We start from the raw sequence: 17,659 nt of genomic DNA on the forward strand, positions 1-17,659 counted from the left end.
TTAGCTCTTTTTCTGCATGATGCGGGTTTTGACGGTCTCTACATGTTCCCGCGAATCGATAATTAGCATGACCGTATCATCACCGCCCACAGTACCAAGGACCTCGCTCCAGTTGAGATGGTCGATGGCATAAGCAACCGCCTGTGCCGTACCGGGAAGGGTATGAACCACAATAATGACCTCCGAAGAAACCACGGTCAAGATATAACTGCGGAGCATATCTTCCAAACGATCCGTCGTAATGATTTGGTTATGCTCAGAAGGAAAACTATATTTATACCGACCATCTTCATCAGGGACCTTGATCAGCACCATATCCTTGATATCCCTGGACACAGTAGCCTGCGTCACATTGAACCCCGCTTTCTTCAAGGCTTCTGCAAGATCGCTCTGGGTCTCAATGACTTGGGTCTTGATGATCTGTTTGATTGCTTCCTGTCTGGATAATTTCATGATTTCACTTCCTATACAATGGTCTGTCCTTCATTGCGAAGGAGCCGGTCCTGCCAAGTTTCATAATAACGCAGCGGACTCAAGCGGGCAAACTTCGCATCAAAGGGGCAGCGCTCGACAATCACTTTCTGGTTTTTTTCAAGGCTTGCAATCGTCATCCCATCGGCGGATACAAGAATTTCCTCAAATGGAGGATACGGTTCAATCTCTATCGTATCCTTCATGGGAATAACGAGTGGACGCGCATGAAGGGCATGAGGACAAATGGGGGTAATGAGCATGACCGATAGACTAGGATGAACAACAGGCCCTCCGGCAGAAAGGGAATACGCCGTCGACCCTGTCGCCGACGCAATGATGATGCCATCGGAAGGAAAGTTGGCCGACGGCTGACCGGCAATGCGCATGCGGAGCCGCGTCAGTCGGGAACGATCGGCACTTTCTAGGACCATATCATTAAGGGCATGGCCTTTTTTTATGATCTTGCCAGCTTCCCAAATGGACAGCTGGAGCATGCTGCGTTTTTCGATGGTATAAGCTCCATCGGCCAATTTTGTTAGGACCTTTTCCAAATCAGGAAAACAGGCTTCCGTCAGGAACCCAACCTTGCCCATATTGACCCCGATGAGCGGTACCTGCAGGGGCGTTACATAACGGGCGGCCCTCAAAATGGTGCCATCTCCGCCCAAGGTCATCGCAAAATCAAGGCGGCTGAGGCTTGCCGGATCTTCTTGGTCATAACCCGGCACGTTGAAGGCTGCCGCAATTTCCTTAGGAAAAGCAATCCTGATTTTGGCATGTTCTGCCGCCTTGACGACGGCCGACAGGGCATTTCGAACGTTTTCTTTATTGAGGTTTGGGAAAATGCCAACCATCCATTCTCTCATGTCAATCCCCCCTCTTATAGAAGAAAAAGATGGGATTCAGTCACCACTTTTTGGGGATCCGAATCAGAAACAGCATCGCTGCCCTCTTTTCCAAGATATAATAGATATTCAATATTGCCTTCCGGTCCCTTAATGGGAGAATAGGAAAGGCCTTTGGGAATAAACCCGATTTCCCGGGCAAAGCTGAGCACCTTTTGAATCACTTCCAAATGCACTTTTTGGTCCCTCACAACGCCCTTTTTCCCTACATGTTCCCGCCCTGCTTCAAACTGCGGTTTGATGAGGGCAATGAGAAAGGCATCATCTTTCATGATCTTATAGGCTGCCGGAAGCACCTTATCCAAAGAGATAAAGGCTACGTCAATACTGACGGCATCAACCAGTTCCCCTAAGGAATCCGCTTCCAGAAAGCGGACATTGGTGCGTTCCATATTGACAACGCGCGGATCGTTTCTGAGCTTCCAGGCCAGCTGTCCATAACCGACATCAATGGCAAAGACCTTTTTAGCTCCGTGCTGCAGGGCACAGTCCGTAAAGCCCCCTGTTGAGGCTCCCAGATCGGCCATCGTCTTTCCTTCCAAAGAAATGGGAAATACTTCCAGGGCCTTGTTAAGCTTATAGCCCCCCCGGCTGACAAAAGGCATCTTTTTCCCTAAAAGGGTAATTTGGGCATCCGGTTTGACCATGGTTCCCGGTTTATCGATTTTTTGGTCATCGACAAGGACTTCCCCTGCCATAATGACTGCTTGGGCTTTACTTCTTGATTCAAATAGGCCCTGTTCCACAAGGAAAAGATCGAGCCGTTCTTTTTTCATTGTTTAAGGGCCTCTCTTTCGATTTCTTGATAGGCGGTTAAGATCCGTTCCACAAGGCTGTCCTCATCCAGCCGGATGTCCCGCAGGAGAAACTCCCTCTTCCCATGAGAAACAAATTCATCAGGAATCCCGAGATTAAGGACGCGGCAGTCACCTAAGCGGTTTTCTTGATTTAAATAGGAAATGATGCCTTCCCCATATCCGCCACAAAGCGCGTTTTCTTCGATTGTGACAATGAGCTTGACCTTTTTGGAGGCTTCAAGGAGCGCCGCTTGATCGAGCGGTTTGATGAAGCGTCCATTGACGATTCCCACGGAAATCCCCTTGGCACGCAGGTGTTCGGCTGCCAGCTTAGCCGTTTCGACCATGGTCCCCACGGCCCAAAGATCGATTTGGGTTCCTTCCTGAAGCCGTTCACTACGGCCAATGGGAAGCGTATGGAGGGGTTCTGTCACGGGCACACCGACACCGCTGCCGCGAGGATAACGAATGGCACAGGGGCCTTCATACTGAGTTGCCGTATAGAGCATATGGCGGAGCTCATTTTCATCTTTTGGTGCCATGATAACAAAATGAGGCATGAGTCTTAAATAAGAGCAGTCAAAATTACCATGGTGCGTGGCGCCATCATCCCCCACAAGGCCGGCCCGATCCAGGCAGAGCGTGAAAGGAAGCTCCTGGATGGACACATCATGGAGAAGCTGGTCAAAGGCACGCTGGGCAAAAGTCGAATAAATGGCAACCACAGGATGGTATCCGTTTGCTGCAAGACCTGCCCCCATCGTCACTGCATGCTGCTCAGCAATCCCTACATCAAAATAGCGGTCAGGATGAACCCTTTGAAAAGCGTCAAGGCCCGTCCCTTCCGGCATGGCCGCAGTGATTGCGACAAGTTTGGGGTCCTTGTCGGCCAACTGGATGAGCGTCTTGCTAAAGATGCTGGTATAACTTGGCGGCGCATCTTTTTTCGTGATCTTTTCTCCTGTTGCCACAATAAAAGGCCCTGTTCCATGGAATTTATTGGGGCTTTTTTCGGCAGGGGCGTACCCCTTTCCCTTTGTTGTAAGGACATGAATGAGCACCGGTTCCGTCAGGTTCTTGGCTTTTTGCAGGGTCTCTACAAGAGAAGGGATATCATGTCCGTCCACAGGGCCCAGATATTTAAAGCCTAGATCTTCAAAAAACATCCCCGGCACAAAAAAATACTTCAGGGAATCCTTGAGCCGCCCAATGGTCTTGGCCACTTGGGTGCCAATGGAAGGAATGGCTTTAAGTACGCCTTCTACATCTGCCTTGACGCGGGAATAGGCCGGATCTGTCCGCAGTTCCGTCAAGTAGGAGGACAGGGCTCCCACATTGCGGGAAATAGACATTTCATTGTCATTTAGGATGACGATGAGTTTTTTCTTGAGGTCACCTGCATGATTGAGCCCTTCCATGGCTTCTCCGCCCGTTAGGGCCCCATCCCCGATGACAGCAATGACATTGTAATCATCACCTGACAGGTCACGGGCACAGGCCATACCAAGAGCGGCTGAAATAGACGTGCTGGCATGTCCCGTTCCAAACGCGTCACAAGGATTCTCGCTGCGTTTGGGAAAACCGCAGAGGCCGCCATAGGTACGCAGGGAAGGAAAATCCTTGAGGCGCCCGGTTAGGATCTTGTGGATATAGGATTGATGGCCTACATCCCAGACAATTTTATCACGGGGAACAGAAAAGACACGGTGCAGGGCAATGGTCAGTTCAACGACACCCAGGTTAGGCGCCAGATGGCCCCCGTTTTTAGAAACAACATCAATAATGAGGCTGCGGATTTCAGCACATAGCTGGGGAAGCATGGAAGGATCGATTTTTTTTACATCTTCCGGTGAATGGATTTCTGAAATGAGTGACATGAAACGCCTCCTTTCGCAGGCTACGAAAGTTATGTAAAGATCTATTTCTTTCGATTGTACAAATGCCGAGCAATCTCAAGAAGCGGTTCTGCCCTTTCGCCAAAAGGCTCTAGGGAAAGTTCTGCCTTCTTTAACGTATCAAGGGCCATGGCTTTGGCTCCTTCCAAGGTAAAGAGGGTGACGTACGTGGATTTGTGCATCTTTTCATCCATTCCAGCCTTCTTGCCCATGACCTTACTGTCACCTTCAACATCAAGGATGTCGTCCGTAATTTGGAAGGCAAGACCAAAAAGGGAAGCAAATTTCGTAAGTGCATTGACTTCATCCTTGCTGCCGCCGCCCAAGAGAGCCCCGCTGCGGATGGCAGCGATAAATAAGGCCCCGGTCTTGGCCTCATGGAGCTGCTTCAATTCAGACGGTTCCAAGTGCTTTTCCTCAGCATTGATATCAAGGGCCTGCCCGCCGACCATTCCCTCCGGTCCCGCGTAGCGGGCAATTAGATGAATGATTTCGACCATGAGAGCCGGATCGACACCCTTTTGCTCTGTCATCACCTCAAAAGCCTGGGTCAAAAGCCCATCACCGGCCAAAACGGCCATGGCCTGACCAAAAACCTTGTGATTGGTGAGCCGCCCCCGGCGGTAGTCATCATTATCCATTTCGGGCAGGTCATCATGAATCAGGGAATACGTATGAATCATTTCAAGAGCGGCCGCAAGAGGCAGAAAATCAGTACCGTTGCCACCGACGGCATCGGCGGCAGCCATGAGGAGAATCGGGCGCAGCCTTTTTCCCCCCGCAAGGGCACTGTATGCCATGGCTTCATCAACACGGCTGATGGCGCCTACACCAATTCTTTTTTTGAGAAAGTCATCGACTCGTTCGGACCGTTCCTTAAGGTATTGGGATAAATCCATCATGCATCCTCCTCTGGGAAGAGTTCCAGTTTTACATCGCCCGAAGCAGTTGCCGTCACTTTCTCTACTTCCTGCTCGACTTTCTTAAGGGCCGCTCCACACTGGGCAGAAAGGGTCATCCCTTCCTTGTAGAGCTTTACCGTATCTTCAAGGGGAAGATTGCCGCTTTCGAGTGCTTCTACAATCTCCTCCAACCGTTTCATATTGTCTTCAAACGTTGCCTTCTTGGCAGCCATATCAGGATTCCTCCTTTTTACTCACAATGCTCGTCAGGGCGCCGTCCTTGAAATAGGTTCGAATGACGTCGCCTTCCTTGATGCCCACAAGCGAAGACATGATCTTGCCCTCGGGTCCTTCCGTCATGGTATAGCCACGTTCCAGGACTTTCTGTGGGTCAAGGAGCTGAAGCTTGACTGTCACTTCTTTAAGACGCTGCTGGATTTCAGATAGAGCGCTGCGGAAGTGAAGGTCAAGGTCCTTATTGAGGCGGGTCAAATGGTCTTCATAGCGGGAGACAAAGATGTCGGGATGCCGGAAAAACCAGTGATCCTGCAGTTTCATAAGGCGCATGTTCTCCCGTTCCAAGCGGCGGCTAAAACTTGCTGAAAAGGACTGGACCAACTGATCAAGCCGCTGGGACTGCCCTTGTGTAAGCCGCTCAGGATAGCGAAATACAGGGCGCTGCAAAACACCTCCAAGGCGCTGGCGTTCTGCTGACAAACGGTCTGTGACCGCCTTTTTAAGACGCAGGTCCAATTTTTCATAAGAAGCCATATCCCTCCTGCGATCGGGAACGGCAAATTCAGCCGCCTGAGACGGTGTTGCTGCTCGTTTATCAGCTGCAAAGTCTGATAAGGTAAAATCGATTTCATGACCTACGGCAGAGATGATTGGAATCTTTGAAGCTGCAATGGCCCGGACCACCTTTTCATCATTAAAGGCCCAGAGGTCTTCCATGGATCCGCCGCCGCGGCCGACAATCAGGACATCACAGAGATTATGCCGGTTCATGAAACGGATACCTTCCACAATCTCGGGTGGTGCTTCCTTACCTTGAACCTTGACAGGATAGAGCCGGATCTTGACCGATGAATCGCGCCGACCGGCAACTTGGATAACATCTCGGATGGCGGCGCCATCGGCACTTGTTACGACGCCGACGATACGCGGGGAAACCGGAAGGGGCTTTTTTCGGACTTCGTCGAAAAGGCCTTCTGCAGACAGCTTCTGTTTCAAGGCTTCATAAGCCGCCATTAGGTCTCCTGTCCCTACGGGCATGAGCATATCGACATAGAATTGATAGATTCCATCCCGTTCATAGACGTCAATACGGCCAACGCCCACAACCTGATCCCCATCGCGGGGGAGTTTCTTGAGGCGCTGGGCAGACCCTTTGAACATAACGCACTTGATGAGCCCTTTACCATCCTTGAGATTGAAATAGCAATGGCCCGAAGCATACCGCCTGAAATTGGACACTTCACCTTGGATCTGGAGATTGGCGAAGGTTGAATCCTTATGAATCAATTCCTTCAAGGACAGATTGACTTCAGAAACAGTAAACACCTTACCGAAGATCATGGGCGTTCCCTCTTTCTTTGAGGACTCCAAACCATGCATTGCCAATTGCACCATCGGTACTGCAGATTGGATCAGCCGTAAGAAGGGCAATACCCTTTCCCGACAGGCGGGTCCTCAGTTCTTTTCGAATATAGAGATTAGCGCTGACGCCGCCAACAAAAAGCACTTCCGTAAGCTTGTGCACGCTACAAAGATAACTTATTGTATGATAAAGGCCCTTGGCAATGGCGTGGAGTGTACCCAAAGCAATTTCACTGCCCTTCCCCCCGTTTTCAATCGCCCGGAGAGCAGCGGTGGCAGGACCTGAAAGGCTCATGCGTCCTTCTTCAGACCAGACCTTAAGAGGATAGGGACGGGCTGCTTCCTGCGCCAGTGTCTCCAGCTGGGGACCGCAGGGAAAAGAAAGTCCCAAAGCGACCCCTACGCGGTCAATCATCTGCCCTGCATGAAGGTCGATGCTGGTTCCGCAGGGCGTAAGGATGGTCTCACCATTTTCGCTTCTTTCAGCAAGAAGAAGATCCGTCGTTCCGCCGGAAACATGGACCACGAGACAGCGCGCCGGCGGGCGGCGGCGAAGCCCCCAGAAACCGGCAAACATATGGTTATGCTGATGGGTAGCTGCAACAAGGGGCACGTTCATGAGATGACTTAAACTGCGTGCCATGCCCCAACCCACCAAAAAGGCAGGCATATAAGATTCCTTGAGCGGTCTTGGCCGCTTAGATGCGACAATGGCAGCAAGCCGGCCCTGTGTAAGATCAATGCGTTCCAAAAGATCCGGCAGGGCCCGCGTATGCTGGAAGACCATTTCCGATTGGGACAGACCGCGGCGGCCCTCTTTTACACGAAGAAGGCGCCGCTCATCAAAAAGCAGCGCACCCGTTCCATCCATAAGGGCTGCACTTGTCGTATAGCAGCTCGTATCGATGCCAAGGACAAGGTCAGTCTTTTCCATGATTTCTCACAAGTGTCCCCAAAAGACCGTTGATGAAATGGGGAGAGTCATCCCCGCCATAGATTTTAGCAATCTCCACGGCCTCACTGATGGCAATGGCAGGAGCAATCTTTTCAGGACTGAAATACATCTCAAAAGCAGCCATGCGGAGCAAATTCCGATCGACTCCAGCCATGCGTTTGACTTTCCATTCGTCAGAAAGGGTGTCAAGGACGCTGTCAATAGCCTCAAGATGCTCCCGGGTTCCCGTAACCAGGGCCGCAGCATAGTTTTCATCATCTTTGGGAAGTGCGGGCGTATCCTCATCTTCAAGCAGGGCTTTCACGGTATCAAGAGGAGATACATCCGTTGTAAAATCAAGGGAAAACAAGCTCTTCATTGCAAGTGTACGTGCTTCTCTTCTACTCATAATATCCTCATTTCCATCTAGTTAGGTTTCTGCGTCAAAAGGGCGCGGCGCAATTCAATCATCTACGGTAAGGCGGCAGCAGGTTATCAAGAAGATCGACAAAATCCTCTCCTTCGTCCATCCTGTTGCCGATATAAAAGCCAAGACCTATGCAGATCAGCAGGAATACGGCCCTGAAGAACCCCAGCAAGAGAAAGAGGATTCCCACAAATAGACCCACCCCAGCACCAATGACACGCCACCGGCTGGTTTCCATGATATTTCTAAACATTTCTTGCCACATGGTTCAGGCCCCCTACTCTTTTGCCTTGATGTGTTTAAAATAAAGTTCCACATCGCTGACTTCCACACCAATGACGGTCAAGATATTTTTCTTCACCGTACGGCGGACTTCTTCCGTCGTATCCGGAATATTGATGCCAGGTTCAATAGAGGCGTTGATGCGCACTTCAATCTGCTGGCCATTCATCTTGACCTTGGCCTTGGCCCCATGGACACCATAAACGTCGTTCGTGAAGCTGGCAATGTAATCTTCCATGGCACGCTGGCTTACGTGAATCTGGCCTTCATGTTCCGTATCAATGGTGAGACTGCTGCTGGATCCACGGCTCCAGCCAGCAACAAGAAGACGGATGCTCATGATAAAAAGGACAGCCCCGCCAACCGTGTATTCCCAGCGTCCGGGGATCCGGCTGGCAAATGACACAAATTCATCAAGCGGCACTAAATTCAAGCTGACAATCATGATAAGAACAGCGGCTACACCCAAGCTGCAGGTATAAAGCGTCAAAATGATGCGGTCAATGATACTCATGCGTTTACTCCCGAAGCCTCTTGGCTTGCTGTTTCTTCTCCTTGTTCCTTCGATGAGGAATCTGCATCCTCACCTTCAGGATCCTTCGGTTCCTGCTTCAAGGCGGTTTCTTCCCTTACCGCTTCTTTGTAGCGTTCTTCCAGGGTAGCTACATCCCCCTTTCCCGAGAGGCCTTCCAGCTTATCTTTTCTGACGCCTTCCACATGGATATCCACAGCTGTCACTTCGTACCCTGCCATATTTTCCACTGCGTCCTTGACTTTTTCCTGAAGTTTGATGGCCACATCGGGAATATTGTAACCATAAGTTATGATGACATGAACCTCAACACGGACCGTACGTCCTTCCGTAAACACCTTGATGCCCTTGGAAAAGTTTTGTTTTCCCAGCATTTCATTGATTCCGCCGCGGATCCCGCCGCTCATGCCATACACACCGGGTACTTCGGAAGCCGCGAGTCCTGCAACAATGGATAGGACCTCATCATCGACATGGATGGAGCCCATGTCATCCGTTTCAGAGGAAACCTTTGTTCCATCCTGCAGCATTTCAAGTTCCTTGTTATCGCTCATCAATTTCACCTCAGATGAAAGAATATACGTGAAACCATGTTGGTATCAAATAATTATAACACAGGCTGCTTATCTTTCCAATGACCTAGGAAGGGATTTTACGCCGTGAAAAGGCGCTCGCTGCCTTCCCCTATTATGCCGAAAAAAAGCCCCTTTACCACAAAAAAAAGTACGGACCACCTGGAGCTGATCCGTACTTTTTCTTATGAACTTAGCGAATCCCGGCACAGAAGTTGATGAACCAGGTGATGATGATGGCGTTCGTAATATTGCTCAGAAACCCACCAATGACTGGTACAACAAAGAAGGCCAGTTTGGAATATCTGTACTTGTCGCAGACGGTCTTCATGGTCGTCATGGATACAGGCACAGCACCCGTACCAAATCCCGTATGGCCAACAGCGATGATGGCAGCATCGTAGTTCTTGCCGCAAGCATAGAAGTCGACAACATAGCAGTAGATGAGGATCATGATCACCTGGGCAAGGAGCATGACAACCATCGGGCCAGCAAGACCGGCAAGCTGCCACAGCTTCATGGAGATGATGGACAGGGAAACGAAAAGACCCAAGGAAAATTCACCAACCGTATCAATGCCTTCATACAGTGATTCCGGTGTATCTTTCTTGCTGTCCAGGTACAGACGAACAAGGATACCAGCCAGCATGGTGCAGACATGGATTGGGAAGTTGATCTTCAGGGATTTCAAAATTGCCATGAAAACAGCTCCTAAGCCCAAGCAGAAGCACATCAGGAACATGGCCTTTACGATATCACCCTTGAACATCGGGGTCCCGACTTCTTTCCCTGTTTCCTGTGCTTTTTCTGCCTGTCCGTCAAGGGCAGGATCTTCCAGGTGATGCCGTCTGATGATCCAACGGCCAAAAGGACCACCAATCATGCAGCCTGCAATCAGACCGAAAGTCGCGGAAGCAATCGCAACTTCCATTGCAGCAGAAGCACCTTGCGCTACGGCCAGCGGGGCAAACGCGGCAGCATTGCCATGACCGCCCGTCATCGGCGTGGAACCCGTCATGAGGGCAATCAAGGGATCAACCCCCATGGCGACACCAATTCCCACGGAAAGGACATTCTGCAAAATAGCAAAGACGGCAGCAGAGATTGTAAAGATGATGACAAGTTTCCCACCCTTTTTCAAAAGGGAAAGACTGGCTGCAGCGCCGCTTGCGGCAAAGAAGATGCAGTAAAAGAGGCTGTTTGCGACTTTATAGTCGAAACTCAGTTCAGCTATCCCTGTTTCATAAAGCGCCAGGGAAATCAAGGAAATAATTGTGCCGCCGACGACAGCGCCTGGCAGGCAGTACTTTCTTAAAAACGGAAATTTTTGACGGCACCAGTTACCGAGCCAAATAGCAATAACGGCAAGGGCCAACGATTGGAACATGTCAAGCTTAATGGCTAGACCACCCATAAATAAAACCCCCTCAATTTATTGTGGAAACGGATTCCAGCATTCCATCTCCTTTCCTACAATTTCTATTATAACAATTCGCTTTTTTGATTACAAGTAAAATTCAGAGTATTTCCATATATAATCAGATACTCATACATTTATTAATTTCATCATAAATAAGACAATCAAGATTGTACAAGCAAAGAAAAACCTTTGGAAAAGAAAAGATGGACAGTCATCCTGGATGATTGAAAGGCGGTAAGTACCCTTGGACCAACAAACTGTTCTTTTCCTAAAAAACCTGAAAACGCCCATGTCTGCCATGGGCGTTTCCTAACACATAATCCGAGCTTTCTTATTTTGTCTGTCCCTTAACGGGGGTATTCTTGGCAATGAGATCAATAAAGACGAGGTCTTCATCCTTATCGTTTCTAAGAGCGTGGCTTTCGCCGGGCCCCGCAATCGTAACGGAACGAGGACCGACAACCGTTTCCTTTCCCGCTCCATCCGTGAATACGCCTTCACCAGAAAGGATGATGTAGGTATCATCGTTATCTGCATGTTTGTGCATGCCAATGGAAGCGCCCTTTTTCAGCGTCATCCGGCCAATCTCCTTGATGGCCTGATCCTGTGTGGCAGCCTCCCGACGGAAAGCAAAACGACCGAACAAAATGCCCGTTCCTTTACCCGCGCCCGCTTTTTCTACGTCCTTCTCAAACTGTGCGGAAACAGGGAAGTATTGAGTGGTTCCCTCTTTAGCCATTTTAGAAAGATCGGCACTGTCATTTTTAGCAATGATATCAAGGAAGACCAGATCCTCCTTGCCAAGGTTGGCAAGACCATGGGTCTGACCAGGACGGGCAATGGTCATATCGCCGGCACCGACCACCCAGGCATTGCCGTTTCCGTCCGTAAAAATACCTTTGCCGGAGATGATGAGGTACGCATCTTCATTATCCTTGTGCGTGTGACTGCCAATATAGGAGCCAGGTTTCAGCGTCATCCAGCCGATTTCCTTGATGGCGTCAGATTTCAGGGCCTGTTCCCTGCGGAAAGCAAACTCGCCATGGAGCACGCCTTGTCCGCCGCCAGCTCCAGTGACGTCTTTTACAAAAAGATCTTCATTTACGTAGCACTGGCCATGTTTTTCCGGAACCAGCTGGGCCGGTGCTGGTTTTGCATAAACTGTACCAGCCGTCATCAGAGCTGCAGCAAGACAAAAAGCCATCCAGTTTCGTTTCATAGTTACTCCTCCTATCTTCTGGAAACCCTTTACTAGGTTCATTGTAGTCCTCTATTTTTCAGAATTCAAGAAACTTTCTTATATTATAACGTAAGCTAGGAAAAAGTGAAGAAGGAACCGTGATTTTAGAGCGCCCCCTTGTTTTATTAAACTAACGGCTGTAAAATGCAGACATATCCCATATCCACTGTATGCCGCTATATTACGGAGGTGACCCTTATGCAGCACGAGTGCCGAATTACCGTCCTTGAGACAAAGGTTTTTCCCGAATATCAAAAGGCCTATTTGGCTGACCCAACTTCGGGACCTTGTCCCTGTTTCAAAAAAGGCGATACCTTTCTCCTGAAACGGACACCCAAGCAGGATGATTTCTATCACCTGATGAATGGCCAGTTTTGCGGTGAGGCTTGGGACGCCATCAGCCGTTATGTCTACACGGCCCTTCAAGGCGGTTCGATCATGCATGGCTGGACGAAGGATGAACGTATGATGATTGCCTGCTGCAACGATGGGACGAGGCCCGTGATTTTTAAGATTGAACGTATCGATATCCCCGAAACGGATGAGGAGCGGGCATGACTCAAAAAACAAGACTTTACAAACCACAAAAAAGACGCCTATACTGGATAATGTCCCGCAAAGAAAAAAGACCCGATGAAGCCGTATGACACAGCCACATCGGGTCTTTCTTTACTTTATCGTTCAAAGGTCAGTGCATAGGTAATGATATGGTCCTTATAGGATACGGAAATCTGCCCATCCAGGAGGGCAACCATCTCCTTTGCCATGGATAGGCCAATCCCGTAGCCAGGAATGGTGCTGTCATGGGAACTGTCACCGCGATAAAACCGCTCAAAATAATGGGAGTAGTCCTCCCCTTCCCCTTTGGCATAATCGTTGGAAATGGCAATGATAAAACCTTGTTTGCCCCTGCGGGTCAGCGACGCCGCAATGGTTCCTTTGGCGTCGCAGTATTTGACCGCGTTATCCATAAGGATATTGATCAGCTCCATAAGGGAGCGCTGTTCTGTCATAACAGGAAGGGTATCCGGCGCTGTTATGGATAGTGTCTTTTCATCTGCTTTGACAAGGGGCCTGAACTGTTCCACCGTATCCTTAAAAAGAGGCGTCAAATCCAGCTCTTCTTTCCGCAGGTCTTCTTTGCGTTTTTCGCCCATCTTTGAAAGGGTGATAAGGCTTGAGATAAGGCGGGAAAGGCGCTTGACCTGCGTCAGGATATTGGCTGTCCACTCACTCTTTCCCTGGATGAGTTCTAAGGCCTCCGTATTGGCTGAAATGATGGCAATCGGGGTCTTGAGTTCGTGGCCGGCATTGGTAATGAAACGCTTCTGGTTTTCCATATTATCGACGAAAGGCCGAATGATGAGGTTGCAAAGTCCCGTCAGTACAAGGACGTAAACTAGGATGCAGCCAATACCAAAGCGCAGGGAATAGCGGACAAAGCTTTCCACAGCGGCAACATCCTTTGTGGAGTCCATAATGACAATGCGGTATTGATGATTGTCAAGAGGCGTCACCATATAGCTGTAACTTGCCCGGTTCTTGCGAAAGATTCCCCGCTCCTTGTGGGATTCGATGACGCTCCGGACGACCTGAACCGCCTCGCTTTCACTAAAAGAAGCGATGCGGGAAAGGTTGACATCTTCTACATTGCCAAGGCGGTCAAGGACAATACTGAAATAGCGGATTTGATAAATCGATTCCGGGGAATCATTATACCAATCCGGATCCTCAATCCAGGATGAGGGCCGTTCTCCTTCCCGCCGCGGAAGCTGCCCTCCATTTTCGGAGATACTTGTAAGGAGCGAAAAAACGGAATGCTGCATACGCATATAGGAAATCGTATTGATGAGCCCTAATGCGCCAACCACAATGATGATGACGGCAAGGGTGCCAACGAGAATGAATTTGCGCCGCAGACGCTGGATTTCAGCCATTTGCGGCCTCCTGGGAAACGAGGCGGAAACTGCCATTTTCCTCGCCTTCTATGGTGCAGTTGCTGCCGATGGCCCGAAGTTTCTCCCGCAGATAAGAAATATAGATCCAGACCACGCCAGGCCCTTTATCTTCCTCATACTGCCAGACATGGGAGAGAAGCAGCTCCGTTGAAAGGGCTTTTCCTTCATTGAGCATGAGCAGTTTCATCAGTTCCGTTTCCTTAGCAGAAAGACGAACACTGCTCGTACAGGAAAGTTCTCCTTCACCGACCTTGAGGGTGAGCGTCCCTGTTGTGAGATCTTCCCGGTCCTTCTGGCGGCGCCGCGTCATGGAACGGATTCGGGCAAGGAGTTCGCCCATGGCAAAGGGTTTCGTCAGGTAATCATCGGCCCCTGCATCCAGTCCTGTAATGCGGTCATCGACTTCTGATTTTGCTGTAAGGAAAATTGCCGGTGTCTCATTGCCGCTTTGCCGGATTTCAGAAAGGGCCGTCACGCCATCCTTGATGGGCATCATGATATCAAAGATGAGGCAGTCATAGGGCTTTTGCGCAGCCGCCTCGACGGCTTCCGCCCCATTTTGCACGGTATCCACCGTATAGCCTGAATGGGTCAGGACAGCAGAAATAGCCATGCTCATGGCTTTTTCATCTTCAGCAAGCAAAATATTCATCCCTCAAGACTCCTTTTTATGATTTTTGCGGATAAGATGGCGAATGGTCTGCATGGAAAGGTCACAGGCCGCAAGCTCATCGGCACAGCGCTTCAATTCTTCGACAATAAGGGCGGGATCTTCTATGTCCTGTTTGTATTTCACTTCATGTTCCAGACTTGCCCAGGAATCCATGGCAATGGTCCGCAGCTGCAATTCCGCAAAAAATCGGCCTGGATTCTTTCCATCGATGTCCTCAAACGGGACCGTCACTTCGATGATGATGTGGTAGCTGCGATAGCCATTTGGCTTTACGTGAGTGATATAGTCTTTTTCCTTGATGATTCGGCAGAAAGGAACGCTGCGGATGGCCTCAAGGTTGGAATAGATATCATCGATAAAACGGCAGACAATACGAATACCAATGGCATCATTCAGTTCCCGCAGCGCAGAGCGAGCCGTTACGGGAAGCCCCTTCCGCACACACTTTTCATTCATGCTGTCAATGCTTTTGACACGGTAAATCAAATGCTCATAGGCTGGCTCCCCGGTTTTTTCTTTGCAGGCACGACTATAGTCCTCAATTTTCCCAACAAGATAGTTCATGACGCGCTCAAGGGTTGGCTGCCAATCGGCATAGGACGGATTTGATTGTGTCATAGTGGCATGAACCTCCTTTTACGGTACTTTCTTTATTGTATCATAGCAGGGAGCCCCAAAAAGGAAATAATCTGAAACAAAATGGACACGGTAAAAAAGGGATAAGGGAAACCCTCTCCCTTATCCCCGTTCCCTCGCTTGATCCCATCAGTGAAATAAACGCAGGATCAGGTTAAGCACAATGCTCACAACAATACAGCTTACAATAGGAAAATAAAAGCTGCCATGCTTTCCCGTAAGGGAAATATCTCCCGGCAAATGCCCCAAGGGAAGGAAATGGGAGCCAAACTCCACGAAAAGACCTATTACGACGAATAGGATGCCAATGGTGATCATCAATCGGCCCATGGACGCACCCTTCCCTTCTTAATTTACGCCTGGAAAGGCAGATACATACTGAATGGTGATATCAGGGAAACTATTGACAAATTGGACCGTAAAGTCCTCGCCATATTCAACGAACTGCCACTCTCCAATTTCATCTGGGAAATAGTCAACCACTTTCACTTTAAGGTCAGGGAAAGCATTGACGACCTTGACCTTGATATCGGCATTATATTCAACAATGCGCACTTTCCCACTGAGACGGATCTTTCCAAAATATCCATCCTTGGATACACCAGAAGCCCACCCGGTAAGCGGCAGGGCAAGGGCAAACAGCAACAGGCAAAAAATGGACAGTATGCGTTTTTTCATCGGCCTTCCCTCCTTTCTCTTATTATAACAGAAATATCCACTAAAAAAAGAGGCTAAGGGGTGTTATTCTTCCCACAAAAAGAGGCTGTGAAGAAAGCATTCACGCATTCTTCACAGCTAGTTACAGGCTTATTTAGGATAGTTATTGGACGTACTGTCCTTAAGGACGACGTCATGGGCTCCGCCTTCGACAAGGCTGGTTGCAGAAACAAGGGTCAGTTTTGCTTTTTTCTGCAGCTCGGGAATCGTAAGCGCCCCACAGTTGCACATGGTAGAGGAAATCTTGGCAAGGGTGACACCGACGTTTTCCTTTAGCGGACCAGCGTAGGGAACATAAGAGTCAACGCCTTCAACAAAGGAAAGTTTCTTATCTCCCCCCAGGTCATACCGCTGCCAGTTGCGGGCACGGGCAGAACCTTCACCCCAATATTCCTTCATATACGTGCCGTTGATGTTGACACGCTTGGTCGGCGATTCATCAAAACGGGCAAAATAGCGGCCCAACATGATGAAATCAGCCCCCATGGCAAGGGCAAGGGTCATATGATAGTCATAGACAATCCCGCCGTCCGAGCAAATTGGTACATAGATTCCTGTTTCTTCAAAGTATTCATCACGGGCTTTGGCAACTTCGATGACAGCAGTTGCCTGACCGCGGCCAATCCCTTTTTGTTCACGGGTAATGCAGATGGAGCCGCCGCCAATACCAATTTTAATGAAGTCAGCACCCGCTTCAGCCAGGAAGCGGAACCCTTCCTTATCAACAACGTTGCCGGCACCAACCTTGACCTTGTCCCCATACTTGTCACGGATCCACTTAAGGGTCCGCGCCTGCCATTCGCTGAAGCCTTCGGATGAATCGATGCAAAGGACATCAGCGCCAGCTTCGACAAGAGCCGGAACACGCTGTTCATAATCGCGGGTGTTGATTCCTGCACCAACCATATGGCGCTTCTGACCATCAAGGAGCTCCAAGGGATACTGCTTATGGGTCTGGTAATCCTTCCGGAAAACCATATAAAGCAGGTTTCCATCTTTATCAATAATGGGAAGGGTGTTGAGCTTGTTGTCCCAAATGACGTCATTGGCTTCTTTCAACGTAATGTCCGCATCGCCAACCACCATTTCAGAGACTGGCGTCATGAAGTCCTTGACAAGGTCCGTCATATGCATGCGGCTGACACGGTAGTCACGGCTCGTCACAATGCCTTCAAGATGACCATGGCCAGAACCATCGCTTGTAACAGCGACGGTAGAGTGACCCGTTTTTTCCTTTAAGGCAAGAACATCGGCGAGTGTGCTGTCCGGACGAAGATTGGAATCACTTACGACAAATCCCGCTTTATAGCTTTTTACGCGGGCAACCATAGCGGCTTCGCTTTCTACAGACTGGGATCCATAGATGAAGGATAGGCCCCCTTCACGAGAAAGGGCAACCGCCATCCCATCATCGGATACGGACTGCATAATAGCGGAAACAAGGGGAATGTTCAGGCTAAGGGCCGGCTTATCACCCTTTTTAAACTTTACCAGTGGGGTCTTGAGACTTACGTTCGCAGGAATACATTCGCTGGAAGAGTACCCAGGGACCAACAGATATTCACTAAAAGTATGCGCAGGTTCATCATAAATGAATGCCATTCTCATTCCTCCTTGAAGATATTTTCCCTATTTTATCACCACACTGTCACAAATGCAACAGTTATTTTACAAAATTCCCGTTATCCTTAATAAA

The 17,659-nt window shown here is 49.4% G+C and carries 20 protein-coding genes and 2 pseudogenes; 1 reads left to right on the plus strand and 21 read right to left on the minus strand.

What is annotated here, in order from left to right; genetic code table 11:
- From argR to QZQ08_RS09740, 15 genes and pseudogenes are all read right to left on the minus strand, one after another.
- Positions 1 to 453 carry an arginine repressor gene (gene argR, locus QZQ08_RS00565; protein ID WP_296326490.1) on the minus strand — a complete coding sequence of 151 codons (453 nt, stop codon included), beginning with the start codon at positions 451 to 453 and terminating at the stop codon, positions 1 to 3.
- 11 nt (positions 454 to 464) lie between these two features.
- Positions 465 to 1,340, minus strand: coding sequence for an NAD(+)/NADH kinase (locus tag QZQ08_RS00570; protein ID WP_296326493.1), 876 nt, complete (start codon positions 1,338 to 1,340; stop codon positions 465 to 467).
- Positions 1,341 to 1,354: 14 nt separating this feature from the next.
- The gene (locus QZQ08_RS00575; protein WP_296326495.1) at positions 1,355 to 2,155 is read right to left on the minus strand and encodes a TlyA family RNA methyltransferase; all 801 of its coding nucleotides are present in this window, start codon (positions 2,153 to 2,155) and stop codon (positions 1,355 to 1,357) included.
- Positions 2,152 to 4,053: a 1-deoxy-D-xylulose-5-phosphate synthase gene (gene dxs, locus QZQ08_RS00580; protein WP_296326498.1), complete on the minus strand. Its 1,902-nt coding sequence runs from the start codon at positions 4,051 to 4,053 to the stop codon at positions 2,152 to 2,154. The genes QZQ08_RS00575 and dxs overlap by 4 nt, the downstream gene beginning before the upstream one ends.
- A 41-nt stretch (positions 4,054 to 4,094) precedes the next feature.
- Positions 4,095 to 4,973 carry a polyprenyl synthetase family protein gene (locus tag QZQ08_RS00585; RefSeq protein ID WP_296326501.1) on the minus strand — a complete coding sequence of 293 codons (879 nt, stop codon included), beginning with the start codon at positions 4,971 to 4,973 and terminating at the stop codon, positions 4,095 to 4,097.
- Positions 4,970 to 5,206 (minus strand): exodeoxyribonuclease VII small subunit, encoded by a 237-nt coding sequence (gene xseB, locus QZQ08_RS00590; RefSeq protein WP_296326504.1) that lies wholly within the window; start codon positions 5,204 to 5,206, stop codon positions 4,970 to 4,972. Before xseB ends, QZQ08_RS00585 begins: the two co-directional genes overlap by 4 nt.
- Position 5,207: 1 nt before the next feature.
- Entirely contained in the window at positions 5,208 to 6,551 is a 1,344-nt protein-coding gene (xseA, locus tag QZQ08_RS00595; RefSeq protein WP_296326507.1) for an exodeoxyribonuclease VII large subunit, read from the minus strand.
- Positions 6,538 to 7,506 carry an O-sialoglycoprotein endopeptidase gene (locus QZQ08_RS00600; RefSeq protein WP_296326510.1) on the minus strand — a complete coding sequence of 323 codons (969 nt, stop codon included), beginning with the start codon at positions 7,504 to 7,506 and terminating at the stop codon, positions 6,538 to 6,540. The genes xseA and QZQ08_RS00600 overlap by 14 nt, the downstream gene beginning before the upstream one ends.
- A complete protein-coding gene (nusB, locus tag QZQ08_RS00605) occupies positions 7,493 to 7,915 on the minus strand; it encodes a transcription antitermination factor NusB (RefSeq protein ID WP_296326513.1) in 423 nt (140 codons plus the stop codon). Before nusB ends, QZQ08_RS00600 begins: the two co-directional genes overlap by 14 nt.
- A gap of 58 nt (positions 7,916 to 7,973) precedes the next feature.
- Entirely contained in the window at positions 7,974 to 8,198 is a 225-nt protein-coding gene (locus QZQ08_RS00610; RefSeq protein ID WP_296326517.1) for a DUF2273 domain-containing protein, read from the minus strand.
- Positions 8,199 to 8,210: 12 nt separating this feature from the next.
- Positions 8,211 to 8,729 (minus strand): alkaline shock response membrane anchor protein AmaP, encoded by a 519-nt coding sequence (gene amaP / locus QZQ08_RS00615; RefSeq protein ID WP_296326519.1) that lies wholly within the window; start codon positions 8,727 to 8,729, stop codon positions 8,211 to 8,213.
- Positions 8,726 to 9,301 carry an Asp23/Gls24 family envelope stress response protein gene (locus tag QZQ08_RS00620; RefSeq protein ID WP_296326521.1) on the minus strand — a complete coding sequence of 192 codons (576 nt, stop codon included), beginning with the start codon at positions 9,299 to 9,301 and terminating at the stop codon, positions 8,726 to 8,728. Before QZQ08_RS00620 ends, amaP begins: the two co-directional genes overlap by 4 nt.
- 211 nt (positions 9,302 to 9,512) lie before the next feature.
- Positions 9,513 to 10,733, minus strand: a complete 1,221-nt coding sequence (locus tag QZQ08_RS00625; protein ID WP_296326524.1) for a sodium/glutamate symporter — start codon at positions 10,731 to 10,733, stop codon at positions 9,513 to 9,515.
- Between the two features lie 337 nt (positions 10,734 to 11,070).
- Positions 11,071 to 11,403 (minus strand): annotated as a pseudogene (locus tag QZQ08_RS09735) (cupin domain-containing protein); the annotation flags it as partial.
- A gap of 75 nt (positions 11,404 to 11,478) precedes the next feature.
- Positions 11,479 to 11,958 (minus strand): annotated as a pseudogene (locus tag QZQ08_RS09740) (cupin domain-containing protein); the annotation flags it as partial.
- A gap of 219 nt (positions 11,959 to 12,177) precedes the next feature.
- Between QZQ08_RS09740 and QZQ08_RS00635 the strand changes: the two are divergent.
- Positions 12,178 to 12,537: a TIGR04076 family protein gene (locus tag QZQ08_RS00635; protein ID WP_296326528.1), complete on the plus strand. Its 360-nt coding sequence runs from the start codon at positions 12,178 to 12,180 to the stop codon at positions 12,535 to 12,537.
- Between the two features lie 116 nt (positions 12,538 to 12,653).
- Here the strand turns inward: QZQ08_RS00635 and QZQ08_RS00640 are convergent, their stop codons facing one another.
- From QZQ08_RS00640 to QZQ08_RS00665, 6 genes are all read right to left on the minus strand, one after another.
- Entirely contained in the window at positions 12,654 to 13,916 is a 1,263-nt protein-coding gene (locus QZQ08_RS00640; RefSeq protein WP_296326530.1) for a cell wall metabolism sensor histidine kinase WalK, read from the minus strand.
- Entirely contained in the window at positions 13,909 to 14,589 is a 681-nt protein-coding gene (locus tag QZQ08_RS00645) for a response regulator transcription factor (RefSeq protein WP_296326532.1), read from the minus strand. Before QZQ08_RS00645 ends, QZQ08_RS00640 begins: the two co-directional genes overlap by 8 nt.
- 3 nt (positions 14,590 to 14,592) lie before the next feature.
- Complete coding sequence (locus QZQ08_RS00650; protein ID WP_296326534.1) at positions 14,593 to 15,228, minus strand: GTP pyrophosphokinase family protein; 636 nt, start codon at positions 15,226 to 15,228, stop codon at positions 14,593 to 14,595.
- Between the two features lie 147 nt (positions 15,229 to 15,375).
- Positions 15,376 to 15,576 (minus strand): DUF2905 domain-containing protein, encoded by a 201-nt coding sequence (locus QZQ08_RS00655; RefSeq protein ID WP_296326536.1) that lies wholly within the window; start codon positions 15,574 to 15,576, stop codon positions 15,376 to 15,378.
- 18 nt (positions 15,577 to 15,594) lie between these two features.
- A complete protein-coding gene (locus QZQ08_RS00660) occupies positions 15,595 to 15,924 on the minus strand; it encodes a hypothetical protein (protein WP_296326538.1) in 330 nt (109 codons plus the stop codon).
- 129 nt (positions 15,925 to 16,053) lie between these two features.
- On the minus strand, positions 16,054 to 17,565 hold the full coding sequence (locus QZQ08_RS00665) for an IMP dehydrogenase (protein WP_296326541.1): 1,512 nt from the start codon (positions 17,563 to 17,565) through the stop codon (positions 16,054 to 16,056).
- Positions 17,566 to 17,659 lie beyond the last annotated feature (94 nt).

Source organism: uncultured Acidaminococcus sp. (assembly GCA_900538365.1).
Classification (GTDB): Bacteria; Bacillota; Negativicutes; order Acidaminococcales; family Acidaminococcaceae; genus Acidaminococcus.

Coding starts and splice junctions, on each gene's coding strand:
- QZQ08_RS00575 (WP_296326495.1), bottom strand. CDS start 2,155: ATGAAAAAAGAACGGCTCGATCTTTTCCTTGTGGAACAGGGCCTATTT.
- QZQ08_RS00570 (WP_296326493.1), bottom strand. CDS start 1,340: ATGAGAGAATGGATGGTTGGCATTTTCCCAAACCTCAATAAAGAAAAC.
- QZQ08_RS00620 (WP_296326521.1), bottom strand. CDS start 9,301: ATGAGCGATAACAAGGAACTTGAAATGCTGCAGGATGGAACAAAGGTT.
- dxs (WP_296326498.1), bottom strand. CDS start 4,053: ATGTCACTCATTTCAGAAATCCATTCACCGGAAGATGTAAAAAAAATC.
- nusB (WP_296326513.1), bottom strand. CDS start 7,915: ATGAGTAGAAGAGAAGCACGTACACTTGCAATGAAGAGCTTGTTTTCC.
- QZQ08_RS00655 (WP_296326536.1), bottom strand. CDS start 15,576: ATGGGCCGATTGATGATCACCATTGGCATCCTATTCGTCGTAATAGGT.
- QZQ08_RS00585 (WP_296326501.1), bottom strand. CDS start 4,973: ATGATGGATTTATCCCAATACCTTAAGGAACGGTCCGAACGAGTCGAT.
- QZQ08_RS00645 (WP_296326532.1), bottom strand. CDS start 14,589: ATGAATATTTTGCTTGCTGAAGATGAAAAAGCCATGAGCATGGCTATT.
- QZQ08_RS00635 (WP_296326528.1), top strand. CDS start 12,178: ATGCAGCACGAGTGCCGAATTACCGTCCTTGAGACAAAGGTTTTTCCC.
- xseB (WP_296326504.1), bottom strand. CDS start 5,206: ATGGCTGCCAAGAAGGCAACGTTTGAAGACAATATGAAACGGTTGGAG.
- amaP (WP_296326519.1), bottom strand. CDS start 8,729: ATGAGTATCATTGACCGCATCATTTTGACGCTTTATACCTGCAGCTTG.
- QZQ08_RS00650 (WP_296326534.1), bottom strand. CDS start 15,228: ATGACACAATCAAATCCGTCCTATGCCGATTGGCAGCCAACCCTTGAG.
- QZQ08_RS00660 (WP_296326538.1), bottom strand. CDS start 15,924: ATGAAAAAACGCATACTGTCCATTTTTTGCCTGTTGCTGTTTGCCCTT.
- QZQ08_RS00640 (WP_296326530.1), bottom strand. CDS start 13,916: ATGGCTGAAATCCAGCGTCTGCGGCGCAAATTCATTCTCGTTGGCACC.
- QZQ08_RS00600 (WP_296326510.1), bottom strand. CDS start 7,506: ATGGAAAAGACTGACCTTGTCCTTGGCATCGATACGAGCTGCTATACG.
- argR (WP_296326490.1), bottom strand. CDS start 453: ATGAAATTATCCAGACAGGAAGCAATCAAACAGATCATCAAGACCCAA.
- QZQ08_RS00610 (WP_296326517.1), bottom strand. CDS start 8,198: ATGTGGCAAGAAATGTTTAGAAATATCATGGAAACCAGCCGGTGGCGT.
- QZQ08_RS00665 (WP_296326541.1), bottom strand. CDS start 17,565: ATGGCATTCATTTATGATGAACCTGCGCATACTTTTAGTGAATATCTG.
- xseA (WP_296326507.1), bottom strand. CDS start 6,551: ATGATCTTCGGTAAGGTGTTTACTGTTTCTGAAGTCAATCTGTCCTTG.
- QZQ08_RS00625 (WP_296326524.1), bottom strand. CDS start 10,733: ATGGGTGGTCTAGCCATTAAGCTTGACATGTTCCAATCGTTGGCCCTT.